The 17,601-nt window shown below is 36.0% G+C and carries 13 protein-coding genes; 3 read left to right on the top strand and 10 right to left on the bottom strand.

Annotated features, from left to right (window positions below; genetic code table 11):
* Window positions 1-61 precede the first annotated feature (61 nt).
* The 7 genes from P0Y62_04085 to P0Y62_04055 form a co-directional block, all read right to left on the bottom strand.
* Entirely contained in the window at window positions 62-3,208 is a 3,147-nt protein-coding gene (locus tag P0Y62_04085; protein ID WEK70738.1) for an efflux RND transporter permease subunit, read from the bottom strand.
* Between the two features lies 1 nt (window position 3,209).
* On the bottom strand, window positions 3,210-4,394 hold the full coding sequence (locus P0Y62_04080; GenBank protein WEK70737.1) for an efflux RND transporter periplasmic adaptor subunit: 1,185 nt from the start codon (window positions 4,392-4,394) through the stop codon (window positions 3,210-3,212).
* 1 nt (window position 4,395) lies between these two features.
* Window positions 4,396-4,851 (bottom strand): transcriptional regulator, encoded by a 456-nt coding sequence (locus P0Y62_04075; protein WEK70736.1) that lies wholly within the window; start codon window positions 4,849-4,851, stop codon window positions 4,396-4,398.
* Window positions 4,852-4,967: 116 nt separating this feature from the next.
* Window positions 4,968-5,480 (bottom strand): GNAT family N-acetyltransferase, encoded by a 513-nt coding sequence (locus P0Y62_04070; GenBank protein ID WEK70735.1) that lies wholly within the window; start codon window positions 5,478-5,480, stop codon window positions 4,968-4,970.
* 274 nt (window positions 5,481-5,754) lie between these two features.
* Window positions 5,755-5,985, bottom strand: coding sequence for a DUF2007 domain-containing protein (locus tag P0Y62_04065; GenBank protein ID WEK70734.1), 231 nt, complete (start codon window positions 5,983-5,985; stop codon window positions 5,755-5,757).
* A 61-nt stretch (window positions 5,986-6,046) separates the two neighbouring features.
* Window positions 6,047-7,375 carry an L-lysine 6-transaminase gene (lat, locus tag P0Y62_04060; GenBank protein ID WEK70733.1) on the bottom strand — a complete coding sequence of 443 codons (1,329 nt, stop codon included), beginning with the start codon at window positions 7,373-7,375 and terminating at the stop codon, window positions 6,047-6,049.
* Between the two features lie 95 nt (window positions 7,376-7,470).
* The gene (locus P0Y62_04055; GenBank protein WEK70732.1) at window positions 7,471-9,021 is read right to left on the bottom strand and encodes an aldehyde dehydrogenase family protein; all 1,551 of its coding nucleotides are present in this window, start codon (window positions 9,019-9,021) and stop codon (window positions 7,471-7,473) included.
* Window positions 9,022-9,158: 137 nt separating this feature from the next.
* On the opposite strand from P0Y62_04055, the gene P0Y62_04050 reads away from it, so the two are divergent.
* Window positions 9,159-9,356, top strand: a complete 198-nt coding sequence (locus P0Y62_04050; GenBank protein ID WEK70731.1) for a hypothetical protein — start codon at window positions 9,159-9,161, stop codon at window positions 9,354-9,356.
* A 136-nt stretch (window positions 9,357-9,492) separates the two neighbouring features.
* Here the strand turns inward: P0Y62_04050 and P0Y62_04045 are convergent, their stop codons facing one another.
* The 3 genes from P0Y62_04045 to ccsA all read right to left on the bottom strand — a co-directional run bounded on the left by P0Y62_04045 (window position 9,493) and on the right by ccsA (window position 14,024).
* On the bottom strand, window positions 9,493-9,681 hold the full coding sequence (locus P0Y62_04045) for an Arc family DNA binding domain-containing protein (protein ID WEK70730.1): 189 nt from the start codon (window positions 9,679-9,681) through the stop codon (window positions 9,493-9,495).
* 72 nt (window positions 9,682-9,753) lie between these two features.
* On the bottom strand, window positions 9,754-10,620 hold the full coding sequence (locus P0Y62_04040) for an SPFH domain-containing protein (GenBank protein ID WEK70729.1): 867 nt from the start codon (window positions 10,618-10,620) through the stop codon (window positions 9,754-9,756).
* A 158-nt stretch (window positions 10,621-10,778) separates the two neighbouring features.
* Window positions 10,779-14,024, bottom strand: coding sequence for a cytochrome c biogenesis protein CcsA (ccsA, locus tag P0Y62_04035; protein ID WEK70728.1), 3,246 nt, complete (start codon window positions 14,022-14,024; stop codon window positions 10,779-10,781).
* 344 nt (window positions 14,025-14,368) lie between these two features.
* Between ccsA and P0Y62_04030 the strand changes: the two genes are divergently transcribed.
* Entirely contained in the window at window positions 14,369-16,891 is a 2,523-nt protein-coding gene (locus tag P0Y62_04030) for a DNA translocase FtsK (protein ID WEK70727.1), read from the top strand.
* A gap of 60 nt (window positions 16,892-16,951) precedes the next feature.
* Complete coding sequence (locus P0Y62_04025) at window positions 16,952-17,599, top strand: outer membrane lipoprotein carrier protein LolA (protein ID WEK70726.1); 648 nt, start codon at window positions 16,952-16,954, stop codon at window positions 17,597-17,599.
* The last annotated feature ends 2 nt before the right edge of the window (window positions 17,600-17,601 follow it).

Genomic DNA, 17,601 nt, shown 5'->3' with positions numbered 1-17,601 from the left:
TTTAAGGTTTCGGGCTCTGGTTGTTAAACTTTGAACTCAGAAACCTTAAACTAACTTAATTTTATTCTGCTAAATTGATTTCTTCTTTTTTAATAGGCTTAATTTTCTCCTGCAAGTATTCAAAAATTACATATAATACCGGAATTACGAATAATCCCAGAATCGTACCTATCAATAATCCTATTGCCGCACCGGTTGCAATGGAACGGTTACCAACCGCACCAATTCCACTTGCTAAAACCAATGGCAATAGACCAAAGATAAATGCAAATGAGGTCATCAGGATAGGTCTTAATCTTGCTTTTGCAGCATTAATGGCAGACATAACGATCGTTTCACCGTGGTGTCTTCTCTGGACAGCAAATTCAACAATCAGAATGGCATTTTTAGCCAATAAACCAACCAACATGATCAGGGCAATCTGGAAATAAATATTGTTTTCCAAGCCCATGATTTTCTGACCGAAATAAGCTCCCATTACCCCAAGAGGAAGAGAAATTACCACAATAAGCGGAAGAATATAACTTTCATACTGTGCAGAAAGAATAAAGTAAACGAAAATTAAACTTAATCCGAAAATCAATAAGGTTTGAGATCCAGAATTTAATTCTTCTCTCGTTAATCCTGTGAATTCTACAGCATAATTCTGGTTCAAAGTTTCATCAGCTACCTGCTGAACAGCCGTAATGGCATCTCCGGAACTGTATCCCGCGGAGTTGGCCCCAGTAATTTTCACCGAAGTAAATAGGTTGTAACGGCTTACAGATTGTGGCCCGTATGCCTTTTTCATCGATACAAACTGAGAAATCGGTGACATTACGCCTGAACCTGTTTTTACATAAAGTTCATTAAGGTTTTCAATGCTTTTTCTGTTATCAGGAAGAGCCTGAACCATTACCCTGAACTGTTTTCCATATTTGGTAAAGTCAGCAGTGTAAATTCCTCCGATATAGCCCTGCATGGTAGCAAGAATATCACTTACAGAAACTCCCATCTGCTTAGCCAATGGTACATTTACCTGCATTTCATACTGAGGATATTTTGTGTTGAATGAAGACTGTGCAAATTCGATTTCTGGTCTTTGCATCAATTTACCGATGAATTCATTCATTTTATTATCTAAGTCAGCATATTCTCCCCCCGATTTATCCAATAATACCATCTCAAAACCCGCACTGTTACCGAAACCGGGTACACTCGGTGGCTGGAAGAATACAACTTTTGCATCAGGAACGGCTCCTGAAATTCCGAATAACTGTTTGGTGATGTCTTCAGAAGTCTGTCCGCCTTGTTTTCTTTCGTCAAAAGGTTTCAGTTTAATGAAGGCAAGACCATTGTTACTCCCGTTTCCGGATAAGAATCCTCTACCGGTAGAAATGGTAACGTTTTGTACTCCAGGAACTTTTAAAGCTTTTGCCTGAAGGGTTTTTAACGCATTATAGGTTCTTTCCATAGAAGCTCCCGGAGGAAGCTGAACATCAGTAAAGATAATCCCTCTGTCTTCTGTAGGTACGAAACCTTTTTTCATGGTAGAACTTGCCCAATATAATATACCGGCTGTTACCGCAAAAATGATTAACGTAACCCATTTATGTCTCAATAAGAATACGAATCCTTTTCCATAACGTTCAGTAGCTGTTTTGAAAGCAATATTGAACTTATAGAAGAATTTTTGAAGGAAGTTCAGATTCTTATATTCTGCATGATGTGCTTCGTGAGGTTTTAGGAATAATGAACATAAAACCGGACTTAAAGTTAAAGCGTTAATTGCCGAAATGATAATCGCAATAATAAGCGTGATCCCAAACTGTTGGTAAAATACTCCGGTCGGACCTGTAATAAATGTTACGGGAACGAATACAGCTGCCATTACTAAAGTAATTGAAATAATTGCCCCTGTAATTTCATCCATTGCTTCTACGGTAGCTTTTTTAGCATCGGAAATACCATGTTCCATCTTGGCGTGCACGGCTTCGACGACGACAATCGCATCATCAACAACGATACCGATAGCCAATACCAAGGCAAATAACGTTAATAGGTTTAAGGAATATCCAAATAAATTCAGGAAGAAAAATGCTCCCACAATAGAAACCGGAACCGCAATTGCTGGAATCAAAGTCGATCTGAAATCCTGAAGGAAAATGTAAACAACGATAAATACCAGTATAAATGCTTCGATTAGAGTATGAACTACTTTATCGATGGATGCTTCAAGGAATTCGTTGGTATCAAAGTTAAATGTATACTTAATTCCCTGAGGGAAAGTTCCTTCTGCAGATTTTAGATAAGCTTTAATGTTTTTAATAATCTCCTGAGCATTAGAACCCGGTGTCTGGAAGATCCCCATACTGATGGATGGATTGTTCCCGTTTTCCCCGATTCCTGTATAAGACTGACCTGCCAATTCTACTTTAGCAACGTCTTTCAACATCAGGTTTTGTCCGTCCGGAAGAGCTTTAATGATGATATTATCATATTGTGCCTTATCGTTGAATTTACCAACATATTTAATGATGTATTCGAAAGAGCTTCCACTGTTTTGTCCGATAGAACCTGCAGCCGCTTCTCTACTCTGCTCATTGATTGCATTGGTAACATCAGTTGGAGTTACTCCGTAAGCCGCCATTTTAGCAGGATCTAACCAGACTCTCATCGAGTAGTTTTTACCTCCGAAAACATTGGCATCACCTACCCCGTTAATCCTTTTTAGGTTGGGGATAATATTAATATTTAGGAAGTTCTGAAGGTATACATCGTCTAAATCTTTGTTTTCAGAGTAGAAAGACATATACATCAAGGCACTGGTCTGCTGTTTTTGAGTAACAACCCCTGAACGTGTAACTTCACTCGGTAATAAAGGAGTTGCTCTTGCAACACGGTTCTGTACGTTTACCGCTGCAATATCCGGGTCGATTCCCTGCTTAAAGAATACCTGGATCTGAGCTGAACCATCGTTTCCGGCCGAAGAAGTGATGTAATCCATACCTTCTACCCCGTTGATCTGTTCTTCCAAAGGTACTACAACACTTTTCATCACGGTTTCTGCATTGGCTCCGGTGTAGTTCGTTGAAACACTTACTGTAGGAGGCGCAATATCAGGATACTGTGTAACCGGTAGTGAGATCAATCCCAAAACCCCGAGAATCACAATCAAGATTGAGATTACCGTGGATAAAACCGGTCTGTTTATAAAATTTTTAATCATTTTAGAATTTCGGTTTTATTGATTGAACAAGACTATCCATTTTTACAGGCTTTTTGATGATTGCTGTTCCAGGTTTTAAACCTCCGATACCAGCCGCGATGATGGTTTCATCTTTGTTGACACCTGATTTAATTAAAGCTAAATTGTCGATTCTATCAATTACGTTGACCACCACATTTTTAGCAGTATCTTTTTCTACTTTATAAACGTAAACAATACCTTGTTGTTCGTAGGTAGCACTTTCAGGAACTACTAAAACATTCTCATATGTTTTTGGAAGTCTGATTGTCCCACTGTTACCATTGCTCAAAAGTTTCTGAGGATTGGAGAAGCCGACTCTGAACTGAATCGTACCCGTTGTAGCATCAATCTGCCCCGTCATTGTTTCAATTCTACCTTTTTCACCGTAAATACTTCCGTTGGCCAATTGCAATTCTACCAAGGGTAGATTTTTAATTTTTTCAGGTAAAGAAGCACCCGGAGATTTTTCAAGGAAATTAAAATACTCCTTTTCATTCATTGAAAAGTAAGCATACAATTGTGAAGTATCTGAAATTGTAGTTAGAGGAGTCTGATCTGTAGGGCCTACTAAGCTCCCTACTTTTAAAGGAAGTTTCCCGATAACCCCCGAAATAGGTGCACGAATAACAGAATATTCGATGTTGGCTTCTACTCCTTTATAGTTGGCAACCGCTTGTCTTTTGGCTGCATTGGCCTGTTGTAATTGAGCCTGAGCCTGAGCAAGATTTGCCTGAGCTGTCTGCAGCTGAACATTGCTGATGATATTTTTCTGAACAAGAGGTTTTAGTTTGTTCACCTCCACCTGAGCTGCATTTACAGAAGCCTGAGCTGCTGCAATATTAGATTCAGCAGCACCGATTCCTGCTTTGGAAGCAGCTGCATTTTCATTTAAAATGTTGGTTTCAAGGCGGAACAAAGGCTGCCCTTTTGTAACGTACTGCCCTTCATCTACCAAAACCTGCGTAATATAACCTTGTATTTTAGCCCGAACATCATTATTTATTTTTCCCTGAATGGTAGCGGGAAAAGTCTGATAGCCGACTATATTTTTTGACTCCACATTCACTACAGGATATGGTTTTGCACCATCCTGTTTCGGAGCTTCTTTTTTGCAGGCAGTGAGCGAAAGCGCTGCAATAGAAAGTATAACTAGTTTACTGTTCATTTTATAGTTTATTAAGAGATTCCTGAATATTAATTATGTTTTTATTTAAAAGCGCTTTGTAAGCCTCCATTTTCTCATTATACACATCGTCATGATTTTTTTTAAACCGATCTAAGTCATCTAGTAGTTTTAATTCGTCTTGCATCTTTTGAACTATTTTTTCAAATCTTATCTTCTTATATTCATCATTGATGAAAAAATACCGTTTTCGTTCGTCCATTTTATTATGATCTACAATAAGCTGAGCTTTCAGTAGTAAAGAAATACTTGTAGAAACCGAGCTTTTGCTTGCAGAAAGAACTTCCACAAACTCATCAAAAGTAATTCCTACCCTCTCATAATCGAAAAGCAGGTAGGCATAAATTTTAGAAGCTAATGGAGGTACGTTGAAAATGGTGCCATAAAACCTTACAGCATCCTGAAAAATTTTTTCATCAATCTCTATACTCTTATGCATGGTATATAAATTTGAACAAATGTAAAAATTAGTTCAGAACTAAACGAACAAACCCAATAGAGTTTCTCGATATTGGGTCTTTTAAAAATTCAATGAAAGATGATTTAACTTTTTGATTAAATTATAATCTTCTCAAAAGCTTTTCTCATTCCGCCGGCTAGGCAAACCTCTCCGCAATAAGAATATCCTTTTCCCTCAAGAATTTTTAACATGGCTGTATTGTCAAAGTTGGTATCAACTTTAACGCTCTGAATTCCATTAGATTTGGTGAATTCCTCAATGTGGTCAAAAAGCTTTTTCGCCATTCCCTGTCCTGCAAATTTTTCATCTACAGCAACTCTGTGTACCACAACGAATTCCCCATCGCTCAACCAGGCTCCTTCTATGGTGCTGTAGGCAGGTTCATCATTAATGATCAATGCACTGTAAACAGCAATTTCACCGTCTACGGTCATTACATATCCAAACCCCTTTGCAATATCACTTTCTACTGTATCCAAATTGGGATACCCATTTTGCCATTGTGAACTTCCATCTTGTCTTCGCCTTTCAATAGCCTGTTGCAAAATAGTCCAGATCTTATCTCTGTCTTCAATGTCTGCCTTTCTTAGTTTAATTTCTGAATTCATTGCTGTGAAATTTTAATTAAAAGATTAAATTTTAATTAAGTAAAAAATATGCCGTTTATCAAAGTTTGAGATGCTTCGGCTTCGCTCAGCATGACATCTCTAGTACTAAATGTCACTTGTGCACTGTCATGCTGAGCCCGCCGAAGCATCTACTATCTTTCAATTTTTAATAATCTTAATATAAAAGTTTAAAAATTTGAATTAAAAAACCGAAAACTAATTGAGATTAATTTTCGGTTCGAAGTAGTAAAATTTAAAATTATGAAATTGTTTTTTATTGATTTTCACTTTGTTGAAGATATGCATCTATGATATCAAATGCTTTCTTCTCATCCTGTAAATCTACCATCACTTTCAACGATGTTGCTGTAGGCGTTGTCGTAAAAGTCAGATAATTGTTTTCTATCGCATTTACAATTTGCGCATCGTCCAATTTAGACTTGATTAACTGGATTTCTGTGGATTTGTCACTTTCAAAAACTGATACTCTTGTGCTTCTTTCCATATTCTTTTTCGTTTGAGTATCTAAATATATGACAATTTTTTTTAAATCCCAAATCCGGATTTTAAATTTTGTTAATATTATTTTCTATTTTTTCTATTGCAAGCTGGATTTCTTCCTTCGTTACATTTAAATGAGGTCTGAATCTAAGTGACTGATCTCCACAGGAAAGAATGATCATGCCGTCATTCCATAATTCATCTCTTAGAAAGTTTCTTTGCTCGGCAGTAGGAAGATCAATCGCACACATCAATCCTCTTCCTCTTGCATTCAATAATTTCTCAGGATATCTTTCTGCTAATTTTTTTAATTCTTCCAATAAGTAATCTCCTACAATTCTTGCATTTTCTACAAGGTTTTCCTTTTCAATCACCTCCATTACCAACTGAAAGCGAAGCATATCAATAAAGTTTCCTCCGAAGGTAGAATTGATTCTTGAGCTTTCCCTGAAAACATTATTAGGGATTTCATCAAATTTTTCTTTATTCGCTAAAACTCCGCAAACCTGTGCTTTTTTTCCGAAAGAAATAATATCCGGTTTAGCTGTGAAATGCTGGAAAGCCCACATTTTTCCTGTAATCCCGATTCCGGTCTGAACTTCGTCGAAGATCAATAGAATTTCATGATTATCACAGATTTTTCTCAATCCTAGCAGGAATTCATCTCTGAAATGATTATCTCCACCTTCTGCCTGTATAGGTTCGATAATAATACAAGCTACTTTATCAGGATTCATCAGAATAGCTTCTTCAATCTGAATTAAAGCCAGTCTTTCATTCTTGATGGTTTCTTCCAGATTTTCTTCTGTGATTGGGAAAGTTAACTTAGGATTTAAGATTCTTGGCCAGTCAAACATTGGAAAATATTGGTATTTTCTCGGGTCGGAAGTATTGGTTAGACTCAGGGTATATCCGCTTCTTCCGTGAAATGCCTGTCTGAAATGGATACAGATTCCGGCTTCAGTAGTAAGGCCTTTTTCAAAATTCTTTCTGGTTTTCCAGTCGAAGCAAGCTTTCATTGCATTCTCTACTCCTAATGTTCCTCCTTCAATAAAAAAAGCATATTGCAGTTCTTCTGGAATCACGACTCTTTCAAAAACTTCTAAAAAATGGGCATATTCTTCGGAATATACATCTGCCAAAGTGGGTTTATTAACAGCCATTTTTCCCAGCCACGCCGATTTTTCAACGATATAGGGATGATTATAGCCTATAGAAGCTGAGGCAAACATCGAAAACATATCTAAATATTCTCTGTCGGTAAGTTTATCATATAACCAGGATCCGTGAGATTTTTCAATATCCATTACGAAATCAAAACCATCTGCCAAAACGTGTCTTCCTACGGTTTCTTTTACTTTGTTTGCCTGTATATCAATTGTTGTGTGTTCCATATTGTATGTGATTTAAAATTTAAAGATTTAAAAATTAGAAGATTTAGCCTCAACTTTTAAATCTTTAAATAACTTAAATGGTTAAATTATTTTTTTTATAAGTCAAATTTAATTCCTTGTGCTAAAGGAAGTTGTGCTGTGTAATTTATAGTGTTGGTTTGCCTTCTCATATAATATTTCCAGACATCTGAACCAGATTCTCTACCACCTCCTGTTTCTTTTTCGCCACCGAAAGCTCCTCCAATCTCAGCTCCGGATGTTCCGATGTTTACGTTGGCAATTCCACAGTCTGAACCTGCATGAGAAAGGAATAATTCTGCTTCTCTTAAGTTTTGTGTCATGATCGAAGATGATAATCCCTGAGGAACGTCATTTTGGATGGCAATCGCTTCTTCCAGCGTTTTGTATTTAATTAAATATAAAATCGGTGCGAAAGTCTCGTGCTGAACGATTTCGTAAGAGTTTTTCACTTCAGCGATACATGGTTTTACATAGCAACCTGATTCGTATCCTTTTCCTTTTAAAACTTCACCTTCAACGATGAATTTTGCGCCTTCTTTTTTACCTTTTTTAATGGCTTCCTGATACATATTTACCGCATCCATATCGATAAGCGGTCCCACATGATTAGTTTCATCCAAAGGATTCCCGATCTTTAATTGTCCGTACGCTTTTACCAGTCTGTTTTTCACTTCATCATAAACGCTTTCGTGAATGATCAGTCTTCTCGTGGAAGTACATCTTTGACCAGCTGTTCCAACAGCTCCGAAAACAGCTCCGATAATCGACATATCAATATCTGCATCTTTAGAAATAATAATCGCGTTGTTTCCTCCTAATTCAAGGATTGATTTTCCAAATCTCTGAGCAACATTGGTAGAAACCATTCTTCCTACTCTAGTAGAACCAGTGAAAGAAATTAAAGATATTCTCTTATCGTCCACTAATTTCTGTCCGATTTCATGATCTGCAACCAATACACTTGAAATCCCTTCAGGAAGATTATTTTCCTTTAAAACTTCATTCATAATATTTTGACAGGCAATAGCGCAAAGTGGCGTTTTCTCTGAAGGTTTCCAGATGGTAACGTTACCACAAATCCATGCTAAAGCTGTATTCCATGACCAAACCGCTACCGGAAAGTTAAAAGCGGTGATGATTCCCACAATTCCCAGCGGATGATATTGTTCATACATTCTGTGCCCGGGTCTTTCAGAATGCATTGTATAACCGTGAAGCTGTCTTGAAACCCCTACTGCAAAGTCACAGATGTCGATCATTTCCTGAACTTCTCCTAAACCTTCCTGCAGAGATTTCCCCATTTCATAAGAAACCAGTTTTCCAAGATCGTCTTTGTACTGTCTTAATTTTTGTCCCAGTTGTCTTACAATTTCCCCTCTCTTAGGAGCCGGAATCAACCTGAATTCTTTAAAGGCTTTTTCTGCCGTTTCAACTACCTTGTCATAATCTGATTCTCCGGAAGTCTTGATTTTGGCAATTAAATTACCATCTACAGGTGAAAAACTTTCTATTGTTTTTCCTGATGCGAAATATTTTCCGCCTACCGAAGTTCCTTTGTTTTCCTCTTTAATTCCTAAGTTTTTCAGTGTTTTTTCGATTCCGAAATCCTTTATTTTTTTAGACATAAAAATTTTACTTTTCGTTTTCTCTAAAGATAAAAATATTATGCGAACCTCAAAATTTAATTTTTTTTAACTTATTTTTTATTTGGACTAATTATAAACGTGATTATCTTTGTAAGGTAAATATTTGAATTTCAGAAATGGAAAATAACAAAGATGTAAAAGAATCTGAAGAACTAAAGAAAAATTCTAAATGGAAAAGTCTGGTGAAGAAGTTTGGAATCGGAGGAATTATATTCTTTACAGTGAAGGGAATTATTACTTCTACCCTTATTTATTTTCTGGGCAAAAATTTCTGGACGGTAATCAGCAATTATTTTACTACAATTTTTGATTAATTTAATTGATATATGAAATGTAAAAAGCAGAGAAATTTCTCTGCTTTTTCTTTATTAAAAATTTTTTATTTCTGTCATTCGGATTTAAAATTCAATGGATTTCTCCTTCGTCGAAATGACAGTGCCTAAATAAAATTTATTCTTTTTTCTTTCTTCCCGAGTTGATTAAGTTTTGATGAAGCAAATACTCAATCTGTCCATTTACACTTCTGAATTCATCATTGGCCCATTTTTCCAGAAGTTTGTAAGTAGACTCATCTATCCTGATTACAAAAGATTTTTTGCTTTTGCTTTCGGAAGAAGCTTGAGTTTTATCAGATTTCATATTTTTAATTTTCTATTTATCTGCTTAATGCAGATTGTTTCAAAAACATTTCTGCTTTGTTGAAACGGCAGATTAATTATACAAAGTTCCTGCATTTAAGATAGGAGTAGCCGCTTTCTCACCACATAAAACAACCATTAAGTTGCTTACCATGGCAGCTTTTCTTTCGTCATCAAGCTCGACAATATTTTCTTCGGATAGTTTTTTTAAAGCTAAATCTACCATTCCGACTGCTCCTTCCACAATCTTGGTTCTGGCTGCTACAATTGCCGTTGCCTGCTGTCTCTGAAGCATGGCACCTGCAATTTCAGAAGCATAAGCAAGGTGTGAAATTCTGGCTTCTTGGATAACAATTCCTGCTTTTGAGAGTCGGTCTGTAAGTTCCTGCTCCAGAATTAAATTGATTTTATCTCCTCCTTCTCTTAAGGTAATCGGAGCATGGTCATCTTCTAAGTTATCATAAGGAAAGCTCATTGCCAAATGACGTACAGCTGCTTCACTCTGCATTTTTACAAAATCTGAATACCGTTCTACATCAAATGCTGCTTTGTAAGTATCTCCTACTTTCCATACCATAACAACGGCAATTTCAATCGGATTTCCCATTTTGTCATTTACCTTTAAAGTTTGTCCCTGAAGATTCTCTGAACGTAAACTGATTCTTTGAGAAGAGTATAATGGGTTAATAAAAAATAACCCGTTTTCTTTTACAGTTCCTACATATTTTCCAAAGAAGTTCAATACTCTTGAGTGATTAGGCTGAATAATCATCAACCCTTTCATGAAAAAACAAAATGCAAGAAAGCAAAGGACAGAAAGGATAACAAAGGTAATGTTTCTGTCAACTCCTGTTATAAAAAGATAAATAGCGGCTACGAAAAGTATTAAGCATATTACTAAAGCTAAATAGCCGGACATTGGTTTTAAAACTTTTTCCATGATATGATTTTTAGTTTGATATTATTTTGATATCATAAAGGTATTATTAAATTTTGAATAATTTTCATTTTTTTGAATTTATTTCTATGATGCCACAACAAAAAAATCCCGGGAGAAATTCCCGGGATTCATATATTGATTATTGATAATTTTTAAATTTACTTTTTAGTCAATGCTTTAAATTTAATGTAAGAAACAATGGACAACGTTAACATTGTTGCTAATCCAATGTAAACCCAAGCCGGAACCGGAACCGGATCTCCAGCTGCATAAGAGTGAAGTCCGCTTAAGTAATAATTAACTCCAAAATACGTCATTACCATTGAACAGAAAGCAAACATAGTGGCTACGTGAATAGCCCATCTGCTTCTTAGCCCAGGAACTAATCTCATGTGCAATACAAATGCATAAACCATGATTGAAATAAATGCCCATGTTTCTTTTGGATCCCAACTCCAGTATCTTCCCCAGGATTCGTTGGCCCAGATACCTCCTAAGAAGTTTCCTACTGTTAACGCAAATAAACCTATTGTTAAAGACATTTCAGAAACAATGGCCAATTCTTTCAATGTAGTGTCGTGGTGAATTTTGTATGTTTCTTTATTAGATATAATATAGAATACTAAACTGAGTACGGCTATAATCATTGATAAGGCAAAGAAACCATAACTTGATGTAATGATGGCAACGTGTACAATTAGCCAGTAAGATTTTAACACAGGTACTAGCGGTGTAATCTGCGGATCAAGCGCTGAACCTCCGTGAGCAAATCCCATCATAATGACTGCTACCATGAATCCAGCTGCCGGAATTAATGCATTTGCGTTTCTATAGAGTATTAAACCTGCAGTAATCCCTACCCATGAAATAAAGATGATTGCTTCATATCCGTTACTCCAAGGAGCGTGTCCTGAAATATACCATCTTGCAACTAATCCTAAGAAATGGAAAACGTATCCCACAATTCCGAGAACAATAATTGCTTTAATGGCTTTATTTAAGACTTTTTTAGGTTTAAATAATTCAACAAATCCTAAGATTAATAATAATCCTCCGATAATGGTATAGAAAATCAGTAATTTGAAGTTAAGGTTTACTTCATTCATAAAGACTTCAAGATCAACTTTAGATTTTGAAGGAACTACTGCTTTCCCCCATTTCTGCTGATAATCGGAAAGTTTTGCCAATTCTTTATCTGCTTTGCTCCAGTTTCCTGATTGCTGTGCCTGCAGAACTTCTGCAAAATAAGGTCCCATTACCTGCTGAGACTCCATATCCGGTTCAAATTTTTGGTCAAGCCAAGAATGCCAAGTATGATTCGCATCATTTTTTACCGGAACAATTCTCATAAACTGTCCACTGAAAAATTCATTAAAAATCTGAACCCTTTCGTTTACAGAGATTACTTCTTTGTCATAATTGGTCTGTTCAGCCGGTTTTTTACGGAAGGCAATATTGTAATCATGCTCAAGAATATAGGTTAAATTTCCATTGGCATCTGCCGGGAAAAGATTCATTAGTGAAGTATATCCGTCTTCATTAGCTTTTGTCTTTTTTATTAATTCATCACCACCTTTAGGTCCGATTTTAATCATGGGAACCATAGTCCAGCTCGGAGTATCTGTGTTGATAGATAGGAACCACTGATTAGCGGTTAAATACTTTCCGTCAGTTCCTTTGAATTCATCTTTTTTGTATAATTTTCTTAAAACATCCAATGCTTCAGTATTGATCGGAACAATTCGTCCTTCAAAATTCTGAACTAAAAGGTACCCGAATTTATCTGCATGTTCTTTACTGATCTTATTTCTTGCGATGATTTCGTCTGCCGAAACCATTTTCATTTTTGTGAATGGCTGTGCACCTTGTGGCTGAACTGCTTCAGATGTAGAAGTGTGATTATGATTTTCTCCTTCCACATGTATGTGTTCTCTGCTTCCGTCCGTTGTACCGTGAGTCTCAATTTTTTGAGCATTTAAACCTAAGCTTAAAAATAGTAACAATACCGCTGCAATTCTTTTCTTGTTAACGTCTTTCAGTATTTTATTCAATTTCCAGAAATGAGTTCCTTTCCAGAAGAAGATAAAGAACATTCCACCAAATAATAAAGTATAACCGATATAAGAGATCAGAGTTCCCCAATAATCGTGATTTACAGAAAGTACGGTTCCCATTCTGTCCGGATCGAAACTTGACTGGAAGAAACGGTAACCTTTATGGTTGAGAACATGGTTCATATATATTTTATAAGGAGTTTCTTTGCCTTCATCAATGATTTTTACATGACTTTCATAGGCACTGGGAGATGAACTTCCGGGATAAGTTTCCATCACGAAATCATCCAGTTTAAGGGCAAAAGGAGTATTGTAAATTTTTGGTCCGAAACCGATCATGATGTTCAGTCCATCCATAGTTACCTGTTTGTAAGCATTTGGATTTCCTTTTTCAACGGATAAATCTACCAGTTGTTTCGTTTTAGGACCCTGAAGTTCAACGGTAAGCATATCGGGAACATTCTGGTCTTTCTTTCTGTCTCCTTCAATGGCCATTAATCTTCCTTTTTTCAATCCTTCAGGAACAACAAGTTTTAATTCATTGATCGTGTATAAACTTCTTAAAGCAAGAGGCTGAAACTGATCTTTTACAGTATTTCCGGTGGCTTTGGTTGCCATGGTCATATAAGCTGCATCTACGGGAGTTTTAATGAATAGTTGCCCGTTTTCATTTTTAAACTCAACAGCCCCTTCGATAGGTCTGTTGAAGGTTACCAATGTTCCGTTGATTGATTTTGTTTCTCCCGGTTTGATGTAAATATTTTGTCTTCCGGTATTTCCTGTAGAAACCAGGTGAAGATATTCAGCTCCATTTGTTTCGGCCACTAAACTGTCTTTCTTTCTCTGAATGTACTCTTTTGCGACCACCTTCACTTCTTTTCCGTGGAAATCATAGGTTGCGTGAAGATCTTTGTGCAGAGGAGACATTAAATAAGGAATGTCCTGATAATTAAGCACGTCACCTTTTTCTTCGATCTGTACTTTAAGAAAGGTTTTGTCTGTTACAATCTCATTAGAAGTCTCTCCTTCTCGGATGTGCATCTGACCTTCAAAGCTGATGTATCTTGTGATAGCACCTCCGATAAATATTAAAACAAAGGCTAAGTGAAAAACCAGCACCGGCCATTTCTCTTTTTTCCAAAGTCTGTATCTTGCGATATTTCCAATGAAGTTTAAAATAAGCAGTAGCATGATTAATTCAAACCACCATGCTTCATAAATGAGTGCTTTTGCTGTTGGGGTTCCGTAATCATTTTCTAAGAACGTTGCATAAGCCATCGCAAATGCATAAACCAGCAGCAATACAGCCATTGTCCTGGTTGAAATAAGAATATCCTGGATCTTCTTCATGATGTTATATACTTGACATGCAAAAATAAGGATGATTAATCAAAAGGTAGACAAAAAAAACTGTCATTTATCAGTTGAAAGCCTGTAAAACCTTATTTTGATTCGTTCTTAATAGTATTGAAAATATTGAGAAAAATTTAAATATTAATATCCTATGGGTAATAATTAATAAAAGCTATTAAGTTTATTGTAATCGTCTATTTATTATGGAGTGAAAGTCTTCCATATTTCAGCTAAAAAAGCACGTGTTTTTAATAAAATACTATTAAATTAGAATCTAAAATTTAGAAATCAAAATTATCTTTTAATGTCTAAAAAACATTAAATTTGCCCACATTGATATTATGAATAAGACGCAAACAAAAACACAGGAATCGCCTGATAAAGGCAAAATATTATCGAAGCCGCGTATATTCTTCGGGCTTATATTTATACTTTTTTCTATTATCCTTACGTTTTCGTTCATCTCCTATCTGATGAACTGGAAATCAGATCAAAGCCAGGCAGGAACCATGCTTGATAAGACCATAAAGTCATCCAATCTTTTCGGGAAGGTTGGAGATTGGCTGGGAAATATTTTCATTTTTGAAAGTATCGGGATTGCATCTTTTATCATTGCGTTTTTAGTATTGGTTTTCGGAACGCTTATTCTGAAAAAGAATTATTTCAAACCGTGGAAAACCATTGGACATTCTTTGTTTTTCATTTGCTGGCTTCCTATTTTCTTTGGTGCTGCATTTACAAAACATCAGGGAGGTGTATTAAGCGGAGTTTACGGCTATCAGATCATGGATTCTTTAAATGCGCTTATCGGAGATGTCGGAATGTGGTTGGTATTGGTAGCAAGTATTGCCTTGTACTTTATTTTAGAATTCAACCTGCGTCCGAGTGCTGTAAAAGCAAAATTGGGTGAGATAAATGAAAATACCATCGGAAGAGTAAAATCTATGATGCCGAGTTCTGATGAGAACTTTGAGGCAGACGAAGAATTGGAAGAAGAATCTGTTGAAAATAATGTAACCGTTACCGAAATGGTGACTCCAAAAATTACTGAAGAGCCTGTAAATACGGCAAAAGATTTTACGGAAATTCCATCTTCTCCTGTTATTGAAACGATTTCTACTCCCAATCAGACATCTTTTGAAAATGATAAAGAAATTACTCAATCCATTAATTTAAATCTTAATACGAAACCTTCAACTCCTGTTGCAAGTCCTTCAGAAGCTTTTGATATTACTCCTTCAAAACCTTTGGCTCAAAGCGATGAGAATATTAAATTTAATGTAGAAGTTGCTCCCGTTATTGATGTGTTGGACGAGTCTGATAAAAAATCACAGGAGCTTGTAGAAAAACACGGACTGTATGATCATAAATTAGATCTTGCTAATTTCCAGATGCCACCTGTAGATCTTTTAAAGGATTATGGAAACGAGGAAATTTCGATCAATAAGGAAGAATTAGAAGAAAATAAAAACAAAATTGTAGGTCTTCTTAAAAACTTTAATGTAGGAATTGCTGAGATTAAAGCTACGATTGGTCCGACGGTTACTTTATATGAAATTGTACCCGAAGCGGGAATCAGAGTAGCAGCCATTAAAAAACTTCAGGATGATATTGCATTAAACCTATCTGCTTTAGGAATCAGAATTATTGCACCAATGCCTGGGAAAGGAACAATTGGAATAGAAGTTCCGAGAAAAAATCCTACCATGGTTTCTATGCGTTCTGTAATTGGTTCTCAGAAATTCCAAAATACGGACATGGATCTTCCTGTTGTTTTTGGTAAAACGATTTCCAATGAAATTTTCATGGCCGATTTATCTAAAATGCCGCACTTATTGATGGCGGGTGCAACAGGTCAGGGAAAATCGGTAGGAATTAATGCGATTCTGACTTCCCTACTCTATAAAAAACATCCAAGCGAATTGAAATTCGTCATGGTGGATCCTAAAAAAGTGGAACTTTCTTTATATTCAAAAATTGAAAGACATTATCTGGCAAAACTTCCGGATGCAGAAGAAGCAATTATTACAGATACCAATAAAGTAATCAATACGCTGAACTCTCTTTGTATAGAGATGGATACAAGATATGATTTGCTTAAAAATGCGTTTTGTAAAAACCTGAAAGAATATAACAAAAAATTCTCTGAGAGAAAACTTAATCCTGAAAACGGACATAGATATTTACCTTATATCGTTTTGGTGGTAGATGAGTTTGCCGATTTGATTATGACAGCCGGAAAAGAAGTGGAATTACCGATTGCCAGATTGGCACAGCTTGCAAGAGCGGTTGGTATTCACTTGATTGTTGCCACACAAAGACCTTCTGTAAACGTTATTACCGGGATGATTAAAGCTAACTTCCCTGCGAGAGCTGCGTTCAGAGTAATCTCAAGTGTAGACTCCAGAACGATTCTGGATTCTCCGGGAGCAGATCAGCTGATTGGTAAAGGAGATATGCTTTATTTTAACGGAAACGAAATTTTAAGGCTTCAGTGTGCTTTTGTAGATACTCCTGAAGTGGAAAGACTGGCTGAGTTTATTGGTGAACAAAAAGGATATGCTTCTGCTCTTATGCTTCCTGAATATGTTTCCGAAGATTCAACAAGCACAGTCGGAACTTTTGATCCGAACGAAAAAGATGCTTTATTTGAAGAAGCGGCAAGAATTATCGTTTCTACACAACAAGGGTCTACTTCTATGCTTCAAAGACAATTGAAATTAGGATATAACAGAGCCGGGAGAATCATGGATCAGCTGGAAGCAAGTGGTATTGTTGGAGGATTTAATGGAGCTAAAGCAAGAGAAGTGATCATCGGGGATCTTCATTCTTTGGAACAGTTTTTGGAAGATCTGCGTAAATAGAGGAAAAATGATTGTTTAACCTTTATAAGTCTAAAATATCTATATTATTAAATTAAAAAAATGAAAAATATTATTTCAAAAATTATACTGAGTGGTTTAGTTGTGGGAACAGTAGGATTGGCAAATGCACAAAAAATTGATGCAAAGGCTAAGAAAATACTGGATGATGTAACTGCAAATTATAATTCTAAGAAAAATTCTTATTTCAAATTCTCTTTTGGAAGCGGCGTGAATGGACAGATTACCAAAACAGAACCTGGAATCTATTATGCAGCCGGAGATAAATATAAGCTGAAAATCATGGAAACAGAACAGATTTTCGATGGAAATAAGATCTACAATATTAATACAGAAGATATGGAGGTTACCATTGCTAAACCTAACGGAAGCACTGCGATGTTCTCCCCTATTAACTATCTGACAACATACAGAAAAGATTATAATGTAACCTACAGCGGCAAAAAAACTGTAGACGGAGTAAGTGCAGATTTTATAAAACTGACTCCTGTAAAGAATAACGGACTGGAAGCAGTTTATATTTTTGTAAACTCTGCGAAAAAACAAATGTTAAAGCTTGAACAGCACGGAAACAATAAAGATATTGCCGTTATTTCTATAAAAGAATACAAAGAAAATCAAAATCTGGATCCCAATATGTTTGTTTTTGATAAAAATAAGTTTAAAAATTATATCATCACAGAATTATAATC

It is taken from the genome of Candidatus Chryseobacterium colombiense (assembly GCA_029203185.1).
Classification (GTDB): Bacteria; Bacteroidota; Bacteroidia; order Flavobacteriales; family Weeksellaceae; genus Chryseobacterium; species Chryseobacterium colombiense.
This window is presented reverse-complemented; position numbering and strand designations above follow the sequence as displayed.

Bases quoted from the DNA above. Each gene is read 5' to 3' on its own strand.
- P0Y62_04085 (WEK70738.1), bottom strand. From the start codon at position 3,208: ATGATTAAAAATTTTATAAACAGACCGGTTTTATCCACGGTAATCTCA.
- P0Y62_04080 (WEK70737.1), bottom strand. From the start codon at position 4,394: ATGAACAGTAAACTAGTTATACTTTCTATTGCAGCGCTTTCGCTCACT.
- P0Y62_04075 (WEK70736.1), bottom strand. From the start codon at position 4,851: ATGCATAAGAGTATAGAGATTGATGAAAAAATTTTTCAGGATGCTGTA.
- P0Y62_04070 (WEK70735.1), bottom strand. From the start codon at position 5,480: ATGAATTCAGAAATTAAACTAAGAAAGGCAGACATTGAAGACAGAGAT.
- P0Y62_04065 (WEK70734.1), bottom strand. From the start codon at position 5,985: ATGGAAAGAAGCACAAGAGTATCAGTTTTTGAAAGTGACAAATCCACA.
- lat (WEK70733.1), bottom strand. From the start codon at position 7,375: ATGGAACACACAACAATTGATATACAGGCAAACAAAGTAAAAGAAACC.
- P0Y62_04055 (WEK70732.1), bottom strand. From the start codon at position 9,021: ATGTCTAAAAAAATAAAGGATTTCGGAATCGAAAAAACACTGAAAAAC.
- P0Y62_04050 (WEK70731.1), top strand. From the start codon at position 9,159: ATGGAAAATAACAAAGATGTAAAAGAATCTGAAGAACTAAAGAAAAAT.
- P0Y62_04045 (WEK70730.1), bottom strand. From the start codon at position 9,681: ATGAAATCTGATAAAACTCAAGCTTCTTCCGAAAGCAAAAGCAAAAAA.
- P0Y62_04040 (WEK70729.1), bottom strand. From the start codon at position 10,620: ATGGAAAAAGTTTTAAAACCAATGTCCGGCTATTTAGCTTTAGTAATA.
- ccsA (WEK70728.1), bottom strand. From the start codon at position 14,024: ATGAAGAAGATCCAGGATATTCTTATTTCAACCAGGACAATGGCTGTA.
- P0Y62_04030 (WEK70727.1), top strand. From the start codon at position 14,369: ATGAATAAGACGCAAACAAAAACACAGGAATCGCCTGATAAAGGCAAA.
- P0Y62_04025 (WEK70726.1), top strand. From the start codon at position 16,952: ATGAAAAATATTATTTCAAAAATTATACTGAGTGGTTTAGTTGTGGGA.